16 protein-coding genes and 2 tRNA genes are annotated in these 18,377 nt (G+C 49.9%); 7 read left to right on the top strand and 11 right to left on the bottom strand.

The annotated features are described in order from the left end of the window. Complete coding sequence (locus tag B153_RS0130980) at positions 1 to 3,552, top strand: carboxypeptidase regulatory-like domain-containing protein (RefSeq protein WP_020600638.1); 3,552 nt, start codon at positions 1 to 3, stop codon at positions 3,550 to 3,552. 270 nt (positions 3,553 to 3,822) lie between these two features. On the opposite strand, the gene B153_RS0130970 is transcribed toward B153_RS0130980, so the two are convergent. Continuing rightward, on the bottom strand, positions 3,823 to 5,355 hold the full coding sequence (locus tag B153_RS0130970) for a malate:quinone oxidoreductase (RefSeq protein WP_020600636.1): 1,533 nt from the start codon (positions 5,353 to 5,355) through the stop codon (positions 3,823 to 3,825). A gap of 118 nt (positions 5,356 to 5,473) precedes the next feature. After that, complete coding sequence (locus tag B153_RS0130965) at positions 5,474 to 7,180, bottom strand: DUF6909 family protein (protein ID WP_026262586.1); 1,707 nt, start codon at positions 7,178 to 7,180, stop codon at positions 5,474 to 5,476. 144 nt (positions 7,181 to 7,324) lie between these two features. Between B153_RS0130965 and B153_RS0130960 the strand changes: the two genes are divergently transcribed. Then, positions 7,325 to 8,269, top strand: coding sequence for a DUF2279 domain-containing protein (locus tag B153_RS0130960; RefSeq protein ID WP_026262585.1), 945 nt, complete (start codon positions 7,325 to 7,327; stop codon positions 8,267 to 8,269). Between the two features lie 103 nt (positions 8,270 to 8,372). Here the strand turns inward: B153_RS0130960 and B153_RS0130955 are convergent, their stop codons facing one another. Then, positions 8,373 to 8,960, bottom strand: a complete 588-nt coding sequence (locus tag B153_RS0130955; RefSeq protein ID WP_020600633.1) for an outer membrane beta-barrel protein — start codon at positions 8,958 to 8,960, stop codon at positions 8,373 to 8,375. A gap of 116 nt (positions 8,961 to 9,076) precedes the next feature. Further along, positions 9,077 to 10,123 carry a S1C family serine protease gene (locus B153_RS0130950; protein WP_020600632.1) on the bottom strand — a complete coding sequence of 349 codons (1,047 nt, stop codon included), beginning with the start codon at positions 10,121 to 10,123 and terminating at the stop codon, positions 9,077 to 9,079. A 179-nt stretch (positions 10,124 to 10,302) separates the two neighbouring features. Between B153_RS0130950 and B153_RS38125 the strand changes: the two genes are divergently transcribed. Then, positions 10,303 to 10,479: a hypothetical protein gene (locus B153_RS38125; RefSeq protein ID WP_169518510.1), complete on the top strand. Its 177-nt coding sequence runs from the start codon at positions 10,303 to 10,305 to the stop codon at positions 10,477 to 10,479. Positions 10,480 to 10,540: 61 nt separating this feature from the next. Next, positions 10,541 to 10,948 (top strand): DUF4332 domain-containing protein, encoded by a 408-nt coding sequence (locus tag B153_RS0130940; RefSeq protein ID WP_020600630.1) that lies wholly within the window; start codon positions 10,541 to 10,543, stop codon positions 10,946 to 10,948. Positions 10,949 to 11,154: 206 nt separating this feature from the next. Here B153_RS0130940 and cdaA read toward each other — a convergent pair whose 3' ends face one another. The 7 genes from cdaA to B153_RS0130905 all read right to left on the bottom strand — a co-directional run bounded on the left by cdaA (position 11,155) and on the right by B153_RS0130905 (position 17,604). Beyond that, complete coding sequence (cdaA, locus tag B153_RS0130935; protein WP_020600629.1) at positions 11,155 to 11,961, bottom strand: diadenylate cyclase CdaA; 807 nt, start codon at positions 11,959 to 11,961, stop codon at positions 11,155 to 11,157. Between the two features lie 155 nt (positions 11,962 to 12,116). Then, entirely contained in the window at positions 12,117 to 13,112 is a 996-nt protein-coding gene (locus B153_RS0130930; RefSeq protein WP_020600628.1) for a ribonuclease Z, read from the bottom strand. Beyond that, positions 13,087 to 13,494, bottom strand: coding sequence for an STAS domain-containing protein (locus B153_RS0130925; protein ID WP_020600627.1), 408 nt, complete (start codon positions 13,492 to 13,494; stop codon positions 13,087 to 13,089). The genes B153_RS0130930 and B153_RS0130925 overlap by 26 nt, the downstream gene beginning before the upstream one ends. Before the next feature lie 76 nt (positions 13,495 to 13,570). Then, positions 13,571 to 14,506, bottom strand: coding sequence for a phosphoribosylaminoimidazolesuccinocarboxamide synthase (locus B153_RS0130920; RefSeq protein WP_020600626.1), 936 nt, complete (start codon positions 14,504 to 14,506; stop codon positions 13,571 to 13,573). A 97-nt stretch (positions 14,507 to 14,603) separates the two neighbouring features. Then, positions 14,604 to 15,779 (bottom strand): thiolase family protein, encoded by a 1,176-nt coding sequence (locus tag B153_RS0130915; protein WP_020600625.1) that lies wholly within the window; start codon positions 15,777 to 15,779, stop codon positions 14,604 to 14,606. A gap of 51 nt (positions 15,780 to 15,830) precedes the next feature. After that, positions 15,831 to 16,526, bottom strand: a complete 696-nt coding sequence (locus B153_RS0130910) for a tetratricopeptide repeat protein (protein ID WP_020600624.1) — start codon at positions 16,524 to 16,526, stop codon at positions 15,831 to 15,833. Between the two features lie 115 nt (positions 16,527 to 16,641). After that, entirely contained in the window at positions 16,642 to 17,604 is a 963-nt protein-coding gene (locus B153_RS0130905; RefSeq protein ID WP_020600623.1) for a vWA domain-containing protein, read from the bottom strand. A gap of 167 nt (positions 17,605 to 17,771) precedes the next feature. Between B153_RS0130905 and B153_RS0130900 the strand changes: the two genes are divergently transcribed. The 3 genes from B153_RS0130900 to B153_RS38930 form a co-directional block, all read left to right on the top strand. Beyond that, positions 17,772 to 17,858, top strand: a tRNA-Ser gene (locus tag B153_RS0130900). 83 nt (positions 17,859 to 17,941) lie between these two features. Beyond that, positions 17,942 to 18,015: transfer RNA gene (locus tag B153_RS0130895), tRNA-Pro, on the top strand. Positions 18,016 to 18,166: 151 nt separating this feature from the next. Further along, positions 18,167 to 18,377, top strand: a 211-nt coding sequence (locus B153_RS38930) for an ISAon1 family transposase N-terminal region protein (RefSeq protein ID WP_020599920.1), incomplete at its 3' end; no start/stop codon positions are given.

Genomic DNA, 18,377 nt, shown 5'->3' with positions numbered 1-18,377 from the left:
ATGCGATACTTGTTCTCTGTCGGCTGGATCACTGTTATTTTACTTCTGGAACTAACCCGGGTGGGCTATGGTCAAACGAAAACCGTGCTGACCGGCTACGTAACCGATGGACCTACGGGCAAACCCGTACCATTTGCCAACGTCTATGTTAATGGATCAACGCGGGGCGCAATTACCGACGAAAAGGGCTATTATACACTGACAGGTATGCCATTGGGTACGGTCGAAATAGTGGCTTCATTTGTTGGGTATCAATCTGAGACAAAAAAAATTCGATTTGATAATACGGCCCCTCAAAAAGCGGATTTTCGTCTGAAACCGAGTGAACAAACGCTGGATGCCGTAACGGTACGAGGTAATCCGAAGAGTTGGGAGCGTCATTTACGTCAGTTTAAAAAGCAGTTCTTTGGCGAACCCTTTGGCGGTCAGTGTGTGCTTGTCAACAGCGAAGTGCTCAATTTTAAAGAAGCCAAAGAGCATCTGTATGCAACGGCCAATGAGCCGTTAATTATTGACAATCAGGCCACAGGGTATCGTCTGATTTATGATCTGAACCATTTCGATGCTACAGCATCAGGGGAGGTTTATTCGGCTGGTACGGCCCGCTTCGAAGAGTTAAAACCCGAAAACGAACGACAAGCCAGTCGATTTCAGCGGAATCGACTGATCGCATACAAAGGCTCGATTCGGCATTTGATGGCCAGTCTGATTGACAATACGTTCGAACAGGCTGGTTTTATGGTGTATCAGGAAGATGTTACGAAGCCGATCTCCCTCGAACAGCGTTCCCTTACACTTTCCGCTGCAATCAACGATTACAAGCGTCTGGTGCCAATTAACGTTTCTAAGGCCATTCAACCGGGCCGCTTATCGACCGAACGCCGATTGGTTTCGTCCATGAAACTGATTGTGTTCTATACGAATGCGACTTCGGGGTTCTCGCCCTACCCAGATGCCCGTTACGCGTACACAGAAATGCGATTACCGGGTGGACAGTTACAAATGACCGTCGATGGGGTTATAACGATGCCCGAGGGTATGGAAGCGAAAGGCTCGATGGGGAATGACCGCCTGTCGACCATGCTGCCTGCTGACTGGAAACCTGAAGGGGGTGAGAAAGAGCCGCTTAAAAATAGCCCACTGGCTACACAGGGTAAACTAGCACCACCCGACGCTCGCATGGAGCGTATTACGGCCGAGTTCAGTGAAGAGTTCAGCCTCCAGGCTCCCACTGTATTTGTACACATCGATAAACCTTTTTATGCCACGGGCGATCGGCTCTGGATGAGCACGTACCTGCTCGATGCGGCCAGCCACCAACGGGCCAGTGGAAAAACGGCTATTCATGTCGACTTGCTTTCTTCGAATGGGAAACTCATGCAGCACCAGTGGGTACGGATCGTCGACGGGAGAGGTGAGGGGAGCTTCCGACTGTCGGATACCCTCACGGCAGGAACGTATCGTCTGCGGGCCTATACCGATGAGGATGATGCCCAGCGACGTCCGGCTTTCGAGCGGTCGGTTGCCATATATAATCTGTTTCGGCACGATGTATCCATGCGTAATGACTCGGTTTCTCAGCCAGTAGACGTTCAGATTTTGCCGGAAGGAGGGCGCTGGATTGCCGGATTCCCTGCGCGTCTGGGTGTGAAAATTGTCCAGCCTAATGGGCATGGCTTGCCCATCGAAGGCCGAATTGTCGATGATTTAGGAGCTGAAGTGGTCCGTTTCAGAACGAATCCGCAGGGAATGACCAGCGTGTCGATGGAACCAAAGCCGCAACGGACATACTATGCCGACCTAACCTACAACAACCAGCCGCAACACGTTCCGTTGCCTAAACCTGAAACAGAAGGTATAGTGCTTTCTGCCGATGTGGTCAGCGATACAACCCGTCTGGCATTGACCATCCTGAGCACGAACAAGAGGGCTATCGACTCGGCCTACGTGCTGATTCAACAACGGGGCCGTGTAATCGATGGCCGAAAAATACTCCTGCAAAATGGGGTGGCGAAGGTCAGCCTGCCCATAGTGACCTGGTTACCCGGCCTGGCGCAAATCACCCTGTACGATGCCATCGCCAAGCCGCAAGCCGAGCGATTGGTTTTTGTGCCCGAATCTGTAGCACCCGTACGGGTGTTGATGAGTGTCAACAAAAAACTGTACAAGCCCCGCGAACAGGTTTCCCTGAGTCTTAATCTGAGCGATAACGGATCACCGGCCCTGGCCGCTTTATCAGCGTCGATTACCGATGCGGGCAAAGTGCCAGACGATACCGCCGACGCTACATTGCCCGTACATTTGTTGCTAACGGGCGAACTTCGGGGGCGTATCGATAACCCCAACCGATATGTAGTGAATCGCTCCACCGAAACTCGTCGGGCACTGGACGATCTGTTGTTAACGCAGGGCTGGCGACGGGTTGAGGGTACGCCCAAATCGGATTCGCTGGGTGGGGTATCAATCAGAGGTCGCATCCTACATGCGAAAAACGGACCCATAGCTGGCGCCCAGTTTGTTGTGGCATCGACAGGGTCAGGGCAATCATTTGTAAAATCGGCAGCTGCTGACGAGCAGGGGCGTTTTCGGTTGGCGGGTTTGGCCATTGCTGATACAGTTCAGCTCATGACGCGAATCCTGGATCGCCAGTCAAGAAACCTATCGGCTAAAGATGCCTTTCTGGTTCAGGAATGGCCAGGCCAGGAATGGGAATCGGATGAACGGGCGGTTTCGCTAAACTGGTCGGCATTGCGGACTCAACTGGAAGCGGCTCGAATTCGACAGGAAGCAAACACCGATTTTTACCGCGACAAAACGGCGAAAGCGCTGAATGAAGTGACGGTTCGAGCTCAAAAATTTGATAAACGACCCGAAGATATTCAACAGCGTAGTTTGCACAACGAGGCTGATGCCGTTATTGTGGTGGATGAGAAATCGGTACCCTACCAGAATCTATACGAAATGATTCAGGGACGCTTAACGGGCGTGACTGTTAAACGAGTAGGCGCTGCAGTAGCGCGTGCCTACTATGTATCGATGCGGGGAACGAATAGTTTTAGCATGGGTTCTCAACCCCTGTATTTGATGGACGGTATGCCCATCGAAGACCCCGATGGGAATGCTTTGCTGCTCTTTAGTGCAAGCGATATTGAACGCATCGAAGTGTTGAAAAGCGCGATTACGACGGGTACTTACGGGGCCCGGGGTGGAAATGGCGTGATTGCGTTTTACACAAAAAGAGCCCGGTCGATGCAGGGGAGCGCGAAACCTGATGAGGGAATGACGCCGATTCAATTCATTGGCTACCCGTCGGTACAGCGCGAATTCTACGTACCCCGTTATGATGCAGAGACAACCGCTGGCCCTATTTCGGGGCCTGTTGATGACCGGGATGTTTTATACTGGAAACCACTCATGCAAACCGACAGCCAGGGGCACAGTCAGTTGCGTTTCCCACTGTCGGATGTGGTACGAACGGTACGGGTAGTGATACAGGGCGTTACGGTCGATGGCCGCCCGGTTGCAGGTGTTCAGTTAATCAGAGTTCAGTAACACATTGTTTATTCAGCCTGTCAGGGCTCTCCCCTCCACTAAAAAGACTATTCTGTTCTCTGAGACATCGTATGGAGGAGTACAGAAAGAACAACCTGATTCTGAATCAGAAAATCATAAGTAGTACGAACGACGAACTTTTTAAACTGCAAGGACGCAACAGACGCGAAAAGATTATGGAATCTCTTTAAACTTTTCGCGTCCATTGCGTCCTTGCGGTTCAAGAAAATTATTGAGTATCCTGAACGATTCGTTTGCCAACGAATCCGCTTATGGTGTCACTTCAGAGGTGTATTCAAACATACCCAAGCCCAGTACTTCGCTGGTATGTTTTCGGAGGTGTTGGCCTAGTTCAGGATTCTGGGCCAACACCTGTCCATACGAAGGGATCATCTCTTTCAGCTTTTGCTGCCAGGCTTCCGACTTGAGTTTTTCGGGGAAGCAGCGTTTCAGCAAATCAAGCATAATCGATACGGCAGTCGACGCACCGGGCGATGCGCCCAGCAAAGCGGCAATACTACCATCGGCTGCACTAACCACTTCGGTACCAAACTCCAGAACGCCCCCTTCTTCTTCATCCTTTTTGATCACCTGTACGCGCTGCCCGGCAATTTCCAGTTCCCAGTCTTCCATTTTAGCATCGGGATAGTACTCCTTCAGCGCATTCAGCCGATCTTCGGGCGATTGCATCACCTGTTGGATCAGGTATTTAGTCAGCGGAATATTGTGCAAACCCGCCATTAGCATGGGAGCCATGTTGCTGAGCTGAATGGATTTCGGTAAATCCATATACGAGCCGCTTTTCAGGAATTTAGTCGAAAAACCGGCGTAGGGACCAAACAGTAGCTCCCGCTTGCCGTCGATCATGCGCGTATCGAGGTGGGGTACCGACATCGGCGGAGCCCCCACCGACGCTTTTCCATATACCTTGGCCTGATGTCGTTCAATCACATCCCGGTTAACGCATTTGAGCCATTGGCCACTGACTGGAAAACCACCAAATCCACGACTTTCGGGAATATCTGACTTTTCGAGTAGGCGCAGCGAACCGCCACCCGCACCGATGAATAAAAAGTCGGTCTGAACTTCCCGTTCCTGACGAGTCGTTACATTTTCGACCCGGAGTTTCCAGCCGCCCAGGCTTTTAGAGCGCCACAAATCATGAACATCGTGGGCAAAATAGAGCCGAACGCCCGGCATATCATATAACCGTCGGAACATAGCCCGGGTGAGCGCTCCGAAATTGACATCGGTACCAATATCCATGCGCGTAGCCGCCACAGGTTGAGCCGGATCGCGATCTTCCATCACCAGCGGCATCCATTCGGCCAGTTGGGCCGGATCTTCGGAATACTGCATGCCGTGGAACAGGTAATTTTGCTGAAGCGCGTCGTAGCGTTTATGCAAGTAATCGACATTCTCGCTGCCCCACACAAAACTCATGTGTGGAATGGAGCGAATGAAATTGGGGGCGTCATGCAGAAAATTCTGCTGGATCAGATAAGCCCAGAATTGTTTCGACTGCTCAAACGATTCGGCAATTTTGATGGCTTTCGTTACGTCGATGGACCCATCTTCCTTTTCAGGGGTATAGTTGAGTTCGCAGAAAGCCGAGTGACCTGTTCCGGCATTATTCCAGGCATCGGAACTTTCGGCGGCTGCACTGTCCAGACGCTCGTAGATTTCGATGGTCAGGTCGGGTTGTAACTCTTTCAGCAGCACGCCCAGCGTGGCACTCATTATTCCGGCACCGATCAGAACAACGTCGGGACCTTTCTCAGTAGATTTTTTACGCTTCGCCATGATGATTGGTTGGCAGGTATGTATTCCCTATAGCTACAAATTTGAGAAACAGCTTGTTCAACGCAGGGCATCTTTCCCAATTTAATCCCATTAAATCTGTCGATTATAATGAATCCGATTAAACGGTCTTGAAGATCTTCTCCAGGCATTTAACTGTAATCAGGTACGTTGGTTTAACCCCCAGCGTACCGAGGCTACCCGAGGCCAGTGTAGCGCCGGTCAGGAGTGGGTTGTCTGAGGCATAGTAAGCGTAACGTACTTTAACCGAGGCCGGAACACTCCCCCGTATTTTCGATTGAGCCTGGATCGCTTTCTGATAATGAGCGCCTTCCATTTCCAGGCCGATGGCGTTCCAGGACGAATTGCGGAAATAGCTCAGGACGTCTTTGTTTTGCAAAGAGGTGCCCAGAACGGTGATCATTGCCCCTTCATAGACCGGAATGCCGTTGCCGTCAAAATCGTCTTTACTGAAGTCATTATCAAGCGGATAGTTGTCGGCCGTTCCCTCGAAGATGTGCGATGTTGGAATCATCAGATCTCCTTTGCCGCCTGTCAGAATACCGGCTTTCCCAATTATTGAGATCGAGGCCACATTGAGCGGGGCCGTTAGCTCATTATGTTCATAAGGTTTCAGTAACTCGTCCATTGTTTCGAAAGCCTGCTCGCCAAAGGCGTAATCCATTACCAGCAGCAGCGGTTTCGTTTCACGGATATGCTTGGCGTCATAATTGATTTCGACAGGTAGTTTTTTAGGGTCCAGCTTCGCCGTGTCGATAAGCTGGACGAGCAGGCTGGTTCCGGCCATATCTTCCAGAATATGCATGCCATGCTCTTTCGCGTAGGTGGTTACCTGCTTGCGTAAATCCCGTTCGGCGGGTAAACTGAGTTTCAGGGCCAGGTCGTACAGATTATCCCAGGTGGTGAGGTCCGATAAAGCGGCCGGTGCGTACAGGCAGTTCATCACACTATGCGGATTGGCACTGATCACATGAACCGGGCGCTCCTGCAGATTATGTTGCCAGATGTATTGTTTAATGCGGGTAGCCCAGCGTTCGCCATACAGGTGTTGACCAACCCGTTCGCGCAGCATGGGTGTAAAGTTGATTTCGCGCGCTATTTTCGGTTCTACAAGCTCCCGGATCGATACACTGCCCAGCCCATAAACGATCTGAAACAGCCCACTGTTGGTACCTGCATTTTCCTCAAAACGCTGGTAAGCCTGCTGGGTTTCTTCAAACGTGCGACCCAGAATCGAGCTGAGGTACATGAGCGCCAGTTCTCGTTCGTCGTCGTTGACCATACCACCCGACTGAACAATCGTTTCCAGTTTCTCCCATTCACGGGTGCGGCTGCCCCGTTCCTGGAAAGCGTTGCGCCGAATTTTATCGGCTTCCATGAACATAAACGTCAGGTGGGTAAGAATATCGTAGATTTCACTACGGCCATTGGTCACTTCAATCACCATCTGTTCATTGTCGATCCGAAAGCAGTTTCGGCGACGCTTGGCGGGCACCAGAACGGGGAAATGCGAATGCTCGAACCCTTCGCGGGAGGCCAGCGATATAATCCGGCAGGATTCGATCCCTTTGGGCAGTCGATCCATAACATACACGAGGCCATCCAGTTCAACCCGTTGTGGATCGCCTACCAATCCATAAATTTCGGGTTGGAGCGTGAGCAGGGCCCGTCGAATTTCTTCGCCCGATACGCCCGAAGGTTTATAAAATCCCCGATTGAACAAATGGCGCATCGTAATGTACAGGCGTTCAATGGCTACGCGCGATTCCTGAGCGCGTGTGAGGGGAGGAGATGGGACCAGATTCATGAATAGGAAGTGAAATAAGTTTGGCAAAGGTACGGCTAAAAGGCGTTCCGACCGGATGCACAGAATGTATACGATTTTCATGCTTAATTCGGCAAATCCAGTAAAATCTGTCGAAAAATGAAACGGGTTGGATACTTTTGGCGAATGAAAAACAGGATTCGGCGTGTTGGGTGGATGAGTTTGTACGGGCTACTGCTATGCCAGTCCATTCAGGCGCAACCCATGCCATCCCTACCTGTACCAACCGATCAGGCAGGGATCAACCAGGGGCGATTCATAGGGGTGCTGGTGGGTACAGCAGCTTTCTACACCGTTACGCTATTGATGCTTCGTAAGCAGTGGTATAAGAAGAAAGTGCCATTTCATAGCTTTAACGACAATGCGGAATGGCTCCAGATGGACAAAGTAGGGCATGCTGCAACGGCTTATTGCATGAGCCGGGGAGGCTATGAGCTGATGCGCTGGAGTGGGGTCGATGAACGCGCCAGTATTTTGACGGGCGGTTTGCTGGCTGTCTTGTTTCAGACTACCCTTGAAGTATTCGACGGGCACGCAGAAGGGTGGGGGTTTTCGAAAGGGGATATGGTCGCCAACGTAGCGGGCACTGCGCTATTTATGGGGCAGCAGTACGGGGCAGGCCAGCAGGTTGTAAGTTTGAAATATGGGTTTCGGAAAACTATTTTTCCACCCTACCGCCCTAATCTGCTCGGCAAGACAACCGGTCAGCAAATGTTGAAAGACTATAACGGTCAGCAATATTGGCTATCGGTCAATCTGGCATCGGTACTCCCGGTTGGCCCTGATTTTCCGCGATGGCTCAATCTGGATGTTGGGTATAGTGGGAGTGGTATGATTGGCGGCCATGAGAACCCGAAGGTGGTGGATGCGGCCGGAAATGAGGTGAAGTTTACCCGGTATCGGCAATTTTTTATTTCACCCGATGCTGATCTGTCCAGAGTCGGCGCTTTTTCGCCGTCCTTGCAGCGTTTTATTGGTACGGCCCAGTTTTTCAAAATTCCAGCCCCCTCATTGGAGTTCAACCGCATCAAAGGCCTTCGGTTTCACCCGTTGATCTTACCAAAAGAGTGAAAGAGTGAAAGAGTGAAAGAGTGATAAGAGTGAAAGAGCGAAAGAGTGGAATGCTGATGCAAGCTATCTTTTCGCTCTTTCGCTCTTATCGCTCTTTCGCTCTCTACAATCGCCCTCCGCCAATATCGAAGCCTAACTTTATGCCCAGATAAGCATTTTTGCTATCGATGGTTGTATTCGTCAGTTTATTGGTCGTCGTTGGAACGGCGTTGTATTCGGCGGCAATAACAAAATGCCCCGTTTTTAAGCCCGCCCGAATCATACCCCCAAACTTGGTTTCGGCAGCCAGGTTTACATCTTTAGGGCTCTGACCGTCAATGACAGTAATCGTACCGGCAGAAGCTACACTGTATACGCCAGCGCCTAAGCCTATGAACGGGCGTGTATTGCTGGAACCAAAGAGATAATTTCCCGTAAGCAGATACGACCCAAAAGCACCGACATCGCCCGTAACGGTGTTGTTGTTGCTGACCACGCCCCTGGCAACAACTGCCCATTCCATGCGAAGGCCAAGATCTACATGGTCGTTTAGACCATATTTGGGTTCAATAGCAAATAAGACACCGCCCGACACCCCGGAGGCCAGGGGTTTAGCCATACCCAGCGATAGGTTTACCTTAAATGGTTTAAACGATTGAGCAGACGCTGAAAGTGCGGCCAGCATGAATACAGAAAGAAAGTAACGCTTCATAAAATTGCAACAAATGATAGGTATTAAAATTGGACGTCGGATCGTAGCCAAAGTAACCTGAATAATGACCGAAATGCCAGGCTTGCTTTCGTCGGGAGGAAAACTGTCGGCAGCGGTTACTTCATTTCGCCGGGGGTAACCATAACCCCTTTTTTGCGATTTTGTCGTAAAACGGTCAGTTGGGTAAGTCGACCGATATAATCGTCGGTAAGGAGCCGGTGGAGGTCATCGACCGTAGCCACTGGCTGGCCGTTGAATTCCACAATGATGTCGCCTTCGCGTAATTCGCTATTCCCTGCTACGCCATCTGGTTCTACACTAACGACCATAACCCCCGATTTGGCCATTAACTGATTGTATTGCTTGATGCGTTCGGTGAGATTGATCAGTTGCCCCGCAATGCCCAGATAACCCCGGCGAACTCGGCCGTGCATAATGAGTTTGCCCGCAACCAGAGCTGCCAGATTCGACGAAACCGCAAAGCAGATTCCCTGCGCAGGCAGAATAACCGCCGTGTTTACCCCAATCACATCGCCATTCGAATTGACCAATGGGCCACCCGAATTACCTGGATTCAAAGCCGCATCTGTTTGGATAATATCGTCGATCAAACGGCCTGATTCAGAGCGTAATGTCCGGCCCAGGGCGCTAACTACGCCAGCGGTAAGGGAGTACTGAAAGCCATATGGATTACCCACCGCAATGGCAATTTGCCCCACCTGCACCTGTTTTGAATCCGCAAACCGGATAGCTTTCAGTCCATCAGCATAAATCTTGATAACGGCTATATCGGTAGCCGGATCGCGACCAATGAGTGTTGCTTCGTATTCGTTCGAGTCGGGTAGAGAGACCTGAATGCTACTGGCGCCTGCCACTACATGGTTGTTGGTGATAATATAGCCATCGGTTGAGATGACAAAACCGGACCCCGTACCCCCATCAGACTCTCCACGTCCGGGTGGTCGACGGGCAGGCGGATTGGTTTTAGCTGATTCCGGTGCGGAGGAACGGCCACTTACCTTAATTTGTACTACGGACTGACTTACTTTTTTAGCTACTGTGACAACTGTATTTGAGTAAGCATCCAGAAGCGCCCCATCCTGAGCAGCTGTAGTACCCGGCTGCGATGGCGTTTCCGAAAAGGTGATGAATTGCGTGTCCATACGTAAAGTTGGTTCAGTGATTTGGGTGCTCATCACACGATCTGTTCCATATTGATTTTCATCCTGGTTAGCTGGATTTTATACGCCATTTTGTCATTTTTGTAGTTATCAATTATAGTGATGTGTTAAAAAAAGCCCTTACTTTGTATAAGGTTCGGTTAAAATGGCAGATTTAACCTATGTCTTTTCAAGAATATTTAAGTCAGAAGAAAATTAACGTCGAGCAGTTTCAGCAGGCGGAACCAGATCGATTTCAGGAATGGCAGCGCGAATTCGGGCAAATGCATCCCGAAAGCTTTACCGCTCAGAAGAAATTTCTTTTGAATGATACTCGAAGAAAGTACCTTGTCCGTTAAAAAAGTACCCAACAACCCGAAGGTCGGGTTGTGCTGTTTATTCAAAACTCAACATTATTTCATGAGCCTTACATTAGGAGAACTGCGAGGCATAACAGATGCTGTTCTAAACGCCCTAAAGGCACAAGGTATTAGCGATGCTGATTCGTTGCTTGAAGCAACCCGTACCCCTGACGACCGCAAAGCGTTATCGTCGGCGAGTGGTGTTGATTCAAAAGCCATTCTGGAATTAGCCAATCGCGCTGATCTGGCCCGTATCAAGGGTATTGGCCGGGTTTATAGTGATCTTATGGAAGAGGCTGGAGTGGATACAGTGAAAGAACTGGCTCAACGCTCGGCCGACAATCTCCATGCTAAACTGATTCAGATTAACAAAGTACGGCAGTATACACAACGGCCCCCTTCGGTTGAACAAATTGGCGACTTCGTTGAGCAGGCCAAAAAGCTGCCAAGAATGCTTGAATATTAAAGACGAGCAATCGAGTAAGCCGAATCCGATCAGCCGAAGCGGATAGCTACCTACTTCATTCCGACTTTCGGTATATACGTCGGATTCTTATACGGCACTCTCTTTTTGACCAACAAAGCTACCCAGTGAGCGTCACTGCCTCAGTGACGCCCCGGGTTTTCTTTTGAAGTTGGGTTAAAACAAGCTCGCAGACGTATTCCCGCAAATTAGTGAGCCTTCGGTTCGCGCAAATACCCTTCCAGACGACTTTCCAGTTCAGGCTGACTAAGGTTGGTGTATAACTCACCGTTCAGCGCCAGCGACAGACGACCGCTTTCTTCCGATACGGCAATGACGGCTGCGTCGGTGGCTTCGCTCATGCCTAAGGCGGCCCGGTGCCGAAAACCAAGGGTGGCGGGTAGCTCATCATCTTCCGAAACGGGTAGAATGCAACGGGCGGCCCGAATGCGCCCCTCACTGATGATGACCGCCCCATCGTGTAAAGGACTGTACTGACTGAAGATCGCCAGCAATAACGGTTTAGAAATATCGGCGTCAATAATCTCCCCCGACTGGGCGAATTTTTCCAGATCATCATTCTTCTGAAGCACCAGTAACCCCCCTGAGAATTCGCCACTTAACGCTTTACAGGCATCCAGAATGGGTTTGAGCGAGGCATACGCGTCCATAACCTGGGTCTCCCGAAGAAACCACCGCTTGAACAGACGGCTGTTGGTTAAATTCGTCGATTTGCCAATCAGCAGTAAAAACCGCCGGATTTCGTGCTGAAAGATGATAATCAGCGCCAGGGCACCCACACTGATGAAATACTCCAGAATGGTAGTCATCAGGTTGAGCCCCAGAGCTTTTACCAATAAATAGGCAAGATAAACCAGCAAATACCCGACAAATACCCGGCTGGCAACACTCCCACGAACAAGATGATATATCTGATAAATTAGTAAGGTGACGAGCCCAATATCCAGTAGATCGAGCCACCCGATTTCTAAAAATCCCAGGCGAAAAGCCAGCATGAATCAATTAAGAAAGTTTTCGGGCTAAAGATAAACAGAATAATGTACTTGGATAGGCTGATTTATTGTTTCAGGTTTCAGATTGCCGGGTGACCATACGATGCCATTAGGCTGAAACCTGAAATCTACCAGATTAAAAGCGATAGAATAAGTGTCTATATTTCAGTCGTTTGCCCTTCGATTGCCAGGTACGTTTCGGGGAAAATTGCTCTGGCTTCTTCCAGAAATAGCTCGAATTGTTTGTACCGTGATGAAAAGTGACCAATTAGCAAACGGCCAGCCTGGGCGTTGGCGGCAATCATAGCCGCTTGTCCCGCAGTCGAGTGATATACCTCAGCCGCACGCTGACTGTTATCCTGTAAGAAAGTGGCTTCGTGGTATAGTACGTTTACGCCCTGTAACTGAGTCGTTAGCTCTTCTACATAGCGTGTATCGGAGCAGAACGCATAGGAGCGGGGGGACGGAGCTGGTTCTGTATACTCGGCAGCAGCGTAGAGCAGCCGGCCATCGGCATCCAGAATATCCTTGCCTTCTTTCAGTTGTTTTAGGTACGCAATAGGTACATCGGCCGGAAGCTTCTCGCGTAGCAAGTGAGGTTTGGCCTGTTTCTCTCGGAATAGGTAACCTGTACAGTCGATTCGGTGCTGGAGAGGAATCGACTGTACCGTCATGAGTGGATGATCGAGTAAGAGAGCAGCCTGATTTGGGTCAACCGTTTGAAAATGCAGGCGAAAGCCAAGTCGGGAGTCGGATACCCGAAAAATCGTCGTCAGCACCTCATCCAGACCTCGGGGACCGAACAGATAAAGATCTTCGGTTCGCCCGGCCATATTCAATGACGATAAGAGGGGAGCCAGTCCAAAATAGTGGTCGCCATGCAGGTGGCTAATGAAAATGTACCGGAGCCTGCCCGGACGAATCCGCTGTTCGAGCAAACGGTACTGGGTTCCTTCCCCACAATCGATCAGAACGTATTCATTACCGACGGTCAGCAACTGAGCCGTCTGATGGAGTCGGAGTGAGGGCGTGGCCGAGCCTGCCCCCAGTATGGTTAGGGTAAATGGGGTATGGCTCGGACGATGTTGTTCCGATTCATGGGTTGTTTCTACGCGCGTTAGGGCTGCGTTAGGCCTCGACACTGCCTCCGACATCATACTCATCATCTGCTTCGCTTCGGAAGTCGTTTTCCAGTTCGTTCATAAAAACAGCGTCTATGGCTTCTTCCACGGTGGGCAGAATCGTCAGATCGCTGAGACGGGCTGTGTCCAGAAATGAAATCAGATCGTCATTTTTAGTAACAACAACCAACAAGCCCTGTTCATTGGTGCATTGCCGACTTATTTTTCGAATTGTTGACACACCTGCCGGGTCAATCGACTGAATAGGGGCCATATCAATGATGATATTGCTGTATCCTTCCCGAAAAAGGTTGCGGCTAAGCGTTTCAAAATCAGTAGTTATGGCCTCGCCGAATATAGACTCTGTTAATCGGATCAGGGCGTACTGTTCGTTTTTCTCGATGCTATAATTCATAAATCTTCAATTTAGAATGATAGAAAGATTGAATAGGTTAAGTTATTCAGTCATGCTATCATTCAGTCATTCTAAATTATTTTATCGCTTGTCGTATATTGGTTTCGATTCGGGCCAGTGGGTCGGTTGTTTCATCGGGCTGGAAGCGTTGGCCAGTCACTGTCTCAAAGAGTTCGATATAGCGCTTCGTGATCTGACTTACCCATTCATCGGACATAGGCGGAACGGTTTGCCCTCTTTTACCCTGAAAACCGTTTGAAATAAGCCATTCTCTAACGAATTCTTTCGATAATTGTTTTTGCGGTTGTCCAGCCTGCTGATTTTGCGCGTACACATCTGCGTAAAAATAACGGGAAGAATCAGGCGTATGCACCTCGTCGATCAGATAAACCTTGCCATCCAGATTGCCGAATTCATACTTGGTGTCGACCAGAATAAGACCTTGCTGAGCGGCCATTTCTGTGCCACGGGCAAACAACGCCAGGGCATACTGTTCGAGCTGGACGTACTCAGGTTCCGAAACAATCCCCTTACTCAGGATTTCTTCGCGGCTAATATCCTCGTCGTGGCCTTCATGCGCTTTGGTCGACGGGGTAATAATTGGCGTGGGCAATCGATCATTTTCCCGCAAGCCTTCGGGTAAGGCTACGCCACACAGGGTTCGGTGTCCGTCGCGATACTGCCGCCAGGCATGACCCGCCAGGTAGCCGCGAACCACCATTTCAACCGCATAGGGTTCGCATTTGAGACCGATACTCACGTTTGGGTCGGGTACGTCGAGGAGCCAGTTGGGGACAATATCAACCGTTGCTTTCAGAAAGTATGCGGCTGTCTGGTTCAAGACCTGTCCCTTGAACGGAATAGGGCGGGGAAGTACGACATCGAAGGCCGAAATACGATCCGAGGCAATCATAACCAGTTTGTCCGGGAAGGCGTAAACGTCCCGTACTTTTCCCCGATAAAATCCCGTTTGTCCGGGAAAATGAAAATTTGTTTCCTGAATGGCGTTCATTTTTAACAATTTACAGTTCACAATTTACGGTTCAGCGGGAGGGGCTGCCTACATTTTGGTATGCGTGAGCCACCAGTAAGCTGTATGCGTAAACGGTTTACAATTTTTCAATAACAATGGCCGAAGCGCCCCCACCTCCGTTACAAATACCAACGGCACCATACCGGCCGTTGTTTTGCTCCAGAACGTTCATGAGCGTAGTGACGATTCGGGTTCCTGAAGCACCCAGCGGATGCCCAATGGATAGCGCTCCCCCGAAGGCATTGAGTTTCTCCTGAGGTATGTTCAGACGTTTGCTAAAGGCCAGTGGGACAACGGCAAATGCTTCGTTTACTTCAAAAAAATCAATGTCGTCGGTAGTCAATCCAGCGCGTTCCAGCGCAAGAGGAACCGCTTTTATGGGGGCTGTTGTAAACCATTGAGGCTCTTGTTCCGCATCGGCATAGGCCAGAATACGTGCCAGGGGTTTGATACCCAGTTCGTCTGCTTTTCGTCGGCTCATAACAACAACAGCCGAAGCCCCATCACTGATGGGCGATGAACTGGCCGGTGTAACGGTACCGTTGGGGCTGAAGGCTGGTTTTAGGGTTGGGATTTTGTCATAAATGACATTTTTGTACTCCTCGTCTTCAGCTATAAGCGTGGTCCCTTTTCGACTCCTTACCTCAACGGGTACAATTTCGGCACTGAATCGGCCAGTCTGTGTACTGGCTTCTGCCCGCCGATACGATTGTATGGTGTAAGCATCCTGTTCTTCACGGCTAATGGCATATTGTTTGGCTGTTTGGTCCGCAAAGACACCCATCGCACATTGATCATACACATCGACCAACCCATCCCGAGCCAGGCCGTCGACCAGTTCAGCATTGCCGTATTTATAGCCAAAACGGGCTTTAGGAATGTAGTATGGCGTGTTTGACATACTTTCCATACCACCTGCTACAATGATATCGGCCTGACCAAGCTGGATCGTCTGGGCGGCAAGCATGATGGCTTTCGTACCTGAAGCACAAACTTTATTGATGGTCGTGCAGGGAATGGTGGCAGGCAGTCCGGCTTTCAGCGCGGCTTGTTTGGCAGGTGCCTGACCCACATTGGCCGAGACGACGTTGCCCATATAGACCTCCTCTACCTGGTCAGGTTGTACACCTGCGCGGGCTAAAGCGCCCCGAATGGCCGCAGCACCCAAGTCGGTGGCCGACAAGCTGGATAAAGCGCCACCGAAACTACCGATTGGGGTTCGAACTGCAGCAATAATAACTACTTCGTTCATAGGTATGTATTTGTTTTGGAGCTGTGGTTAATAAGCCACCACATTCCGATTCTACCATCGACTTTCACCCTCCTGGGGCTTTGGACTATTCTGACGAGCCGAGCGGGTCAAGGCATACGGCAGGTCATCGCCACGCATGGCATCCAGCAACTGTAACGCTTGTTCTTCACTTAGGTTCAAACGGCGAAAACGACGCAATATCTCATCCTGCCGGGTCGACCGTTCAACTTGCTGACCGCCCATAGGACGGGGTTTGTTGACCTGTTGAGGAGTAGGAGTTGATGATTTATGAGTTGGTCGCTTATGTGGAGGCTGACCTGAGTAATAGCGTTTTATAAGCTCGAAATTATACCGGGCCGATTCATTGTCTGCGTTCTCGAGCAGTGCCTGGCGAAAAAGCGTTAGGGCTAATGCGCTATCTTTTTCAAGGCAGGCCAGTACGCCTAATTGAGTGGCTGCGGCTGTCCGTAAATCATGCCTGTCGGTTTGGAGCAGGGCTTCGTACTGCGATTTGGCTTGGGTGTATTGTTTCAAATTGAAATAGGTATGACCAAGGTTCAACCGAACGGCGGCATCGATTGTGGACGTATGCTGAGTCAGATACGTATAAAAGGTGAGGGCACGCTGATATTTTCCCGACTGATAAGCGAGTTGAGCTTCCTGACGGGCCTGGTTGTTACGGGAAATCTGGTTCAGAGAAATCAGCTCGTTTAACCAAATCCAGGCTGCAATGAGTAAATAGATCATACGTAAGCTTGCCCCAGGGATTCAATTGGTATTGACTAATCTGCTGTCAGCAGAGTGTAGTCCCTAACAAATCAATAAAACGAAGCCAAAAATAAGATGAAACGTTGAGACTCGCCTATAGTCGGAAGGTACGAATCGCTATAAGTATATCGAGCGCGATGAGGCCAAGTGCTGCCAGCAGGAAATAATAATACTTATTGGTAGCTACTGCCAGTCGACGCTGGTCGCTGATTCCTCCTTTCAATGACTGTAAAATACCCGCCAGTTCATTGATATACCGACCATTAGCGTCGGCCTCTATGAATTGGCCCCGGCTGTCGCGGGCCAACTCCTGCAAGTAGGAGCGATTTAACCGACTCCGAACAATCTGATGATTATCATCGCGAATAAAATCGCGTCCCTGCCGAATCGATGCGCCCGTTTCAGTTCCTACCCCGACCGTAATGACGGGTATGCCCTGCATCCGTAGCCGAATCAATGTATTGCGTTCGCAGGGACTGGCATTTTCGCCGTCACTAAACAGAACCATTGCCTTAACGCTCCGACGGGTAGAGGGATCGGTAGTAAGTTTCTGGTGGGCCAGTTCAATGGCGCTGCACAGGTCACTTCCTCCGGTGGGGGCAATACTGGTGTGTACTTCGCGAATAAATTGTTTGAGTGCATCCTGATCGGCCGTTAAAGGAGCCAGCACAAACGGGGCAGATGAAGCCATAACCAACCCGAATCGATTGGCGGGTAGCGTATCACAAAGCTGCTGGATGTCGTACTTCACCCGTTCCAGACGAGTAGGTACCACATCATTAGCATCCATGGATCGGGAAATATCAACAATCAGAAAGGTGTCGTGTCCCGATGTGGCGAAGTCTACGACGGATTCTCCAAATGATGGACCCAGCAGGGCAATGATGAGTAAGGTAAGATAACTGCCCCGCAGAAAAAATTTAGGGATAGCTCCCCAGGCTGACGTATTCAGTTGATGGGCGAGCCGAAAAGTGCGCCAGACATAGAGCGTATAGAGCGCAATAAACAGGCAAATGAAAAAAAAATCGGAACGCGTAAACGGATATATCCAGTTCATGAAATCAAGTATCTGGCTGATGCTGACGAAGTTGAAAAATAGTACCCCTCGCAGCAGATGGGGGCGAAATTAGCGAATCTGAAAAGATTTTAAATTTCCTCTTGACGAAAACGTTTAATCCTCCTATCTTTGTGTCCCAATCGTTCAGGAACGAACAAATTGGCTACGGAGAGATGCCTGAGAGGCCGAAAGGAACAGTTTGCTAAACTGTCGTACTGGTAACGGTACCGAGGGTTCGAATCCCTCTCTCTCCGCAGGAGAATAAAGTGATACAGGTCCCAATCGGAAGTAAGTTAATTGACGTGTTTTCGACTGTAGCATTTTATAGTACCACACTCGGGGTGTAGCGTAGCCCGGTATCGCGCCTGCTTTGGGAGCAGGAGGTCGTAGGTTCGAATCCTGCCACCCCGACACTTTAAGTCCCAAATAATCAAGCACTTATCAGTAATGGTAAGTGCTTTTTTGTTGCTAAATAGCTTCCGGTTGAAACGGGATCAAGGACAATACTTGTGGAGGGCGTTGTATTTTTCTAGGTTTGTACGTTTGATCAAACCGAGCCGTTTTGGAAAGTTTCTTGCCTTTAGTCGAATACCTCTTGCCCGAGTTCATCCTATCCTATTATCAATTGACGCGTGTCGAGAAGTCCCTAGAAGTACTTCATCTGTATTTGGAAGAAAACAACTATGAAGACGCCGGTAGGGCAAAACCAGACCTACTCTCCAAAGGCTTTCTGCCAGAAATTACTATTCAAGACTTTCCCATTCGAGACAATC

The sequence above is a fragment of the Spirosoma panaciterrae DSM 21099 genome (genome assembly GCF_000374025.1).
GTDB lineage: Bacteria > Bacteroidota > Bacteroidia > Cytophagales > Spirosomataceae > Spirosoma > Spirosoma panaciterrae.
Note: the sequence above shows the minus strand (reverse complement) of the source record. Positions and strands in the feature narration are given on the sequence as shown.

Coding starts and splice junctions, on each gene's coding strand:
- B153_RS0130980 (WP_020600638.1), top strand. CDS start 1: ATGCGATACTTGTTCTCTGTCGGCTGGATCACTGTTATTTTACTTCTG.
- B153_RS0130970 (WP_020600636.1), bottom strand. CDS start 5,355: ATGGCGAAGCGTAAAAAATCTACTGAGAAAGGTCCCGACGTTGTTCTG.
- B153_RS0130965 (WP_026262586.1), bottom strand. CDS start 7,180: ATGAATCTGGTCCCATCTCCTCCCCTCACACGCGCTCAGGAATCGCGC.
- B153_RS0130960 (WP_026262585.1), top strand. CDS start 7,325: ATGAAAAACAGGATTCGGCGTGTTGGGTGGATGAGTTTGTACGGGCTA.
- B153_RS0130955 (WP_020600633.1), bottom strand. CDS start 8,960: ATGAAGCGTTACTTTCTTTCTGTATTCATGCTGGCCGCACTTTCAGCG.
- B153_RS0130950 (WP_020600632.1), bottom strand. CDS start 10,123: ATGGACACGCAATTCATCACCTTTTCGGAAACGCCATCGCAGCCGGGT.
- B153_RS38125 (WP_169518510.1), top strand. CDS start 10,303: ATGTCTTTTCAAGAATATTTAAGTCAGAAGAAAATTAACGTCGAGCAG.
- B153_RS0130940 (WP_020600630.1), top strand. CDS start 10,541: ATGAGCCTTACATTAGGAGAACTGCGAGGCATAACAGATGCTGTTCTA.
- cdaA (WP_020600629.1), bottom strand. CDS start 11,961: ATGCTGGCTTTTCGCCTGGGATTTTTAGAAATCGGGTGGCTCGATCTA.
- B153_RS0130930 (WP_020600628.1), bottom strand. CDS start 13,112: ATGTCGGAGGCAGTGTCGAGGCCTAACGCAGCCCTAACGCGCGTAGAA.
- B153_RS0130925 (WP_020600627.1), bottom strand. CDS start 13,494: ATGAATTATAGCATCGAGAAAAACGAACAGTACGCCCTGATCCGATTA.
- B153_RS0130920 (WP_020600626.1), bottom strand. CDS start 14,506: ATGAACGCCATTCAGGAAACAAATTTTCATTTTCCCGGACAAACGGGA.
- B153_RS0130915 (WP_020600625.1), bottom strand. CDS start 15,779: ATGAACGAAGTAGTTATTATTGCTGCAGTTCGAACCCCAATCGGTAGT.
- B153_RS0130910 (WP_020600624.1), bottom strand. CDS start 16,526: ATGATCTATTTACTCATTGCAGCCTGGATTTGGTTAAACGAGCTGATT.
- B153_RS0130905 (WP_020600623.1), bottom strand. CDS start 17,604: ATGAACTGGATATATCCGTTTACGCGTTCCGATTTTTTTTTCATTTGC.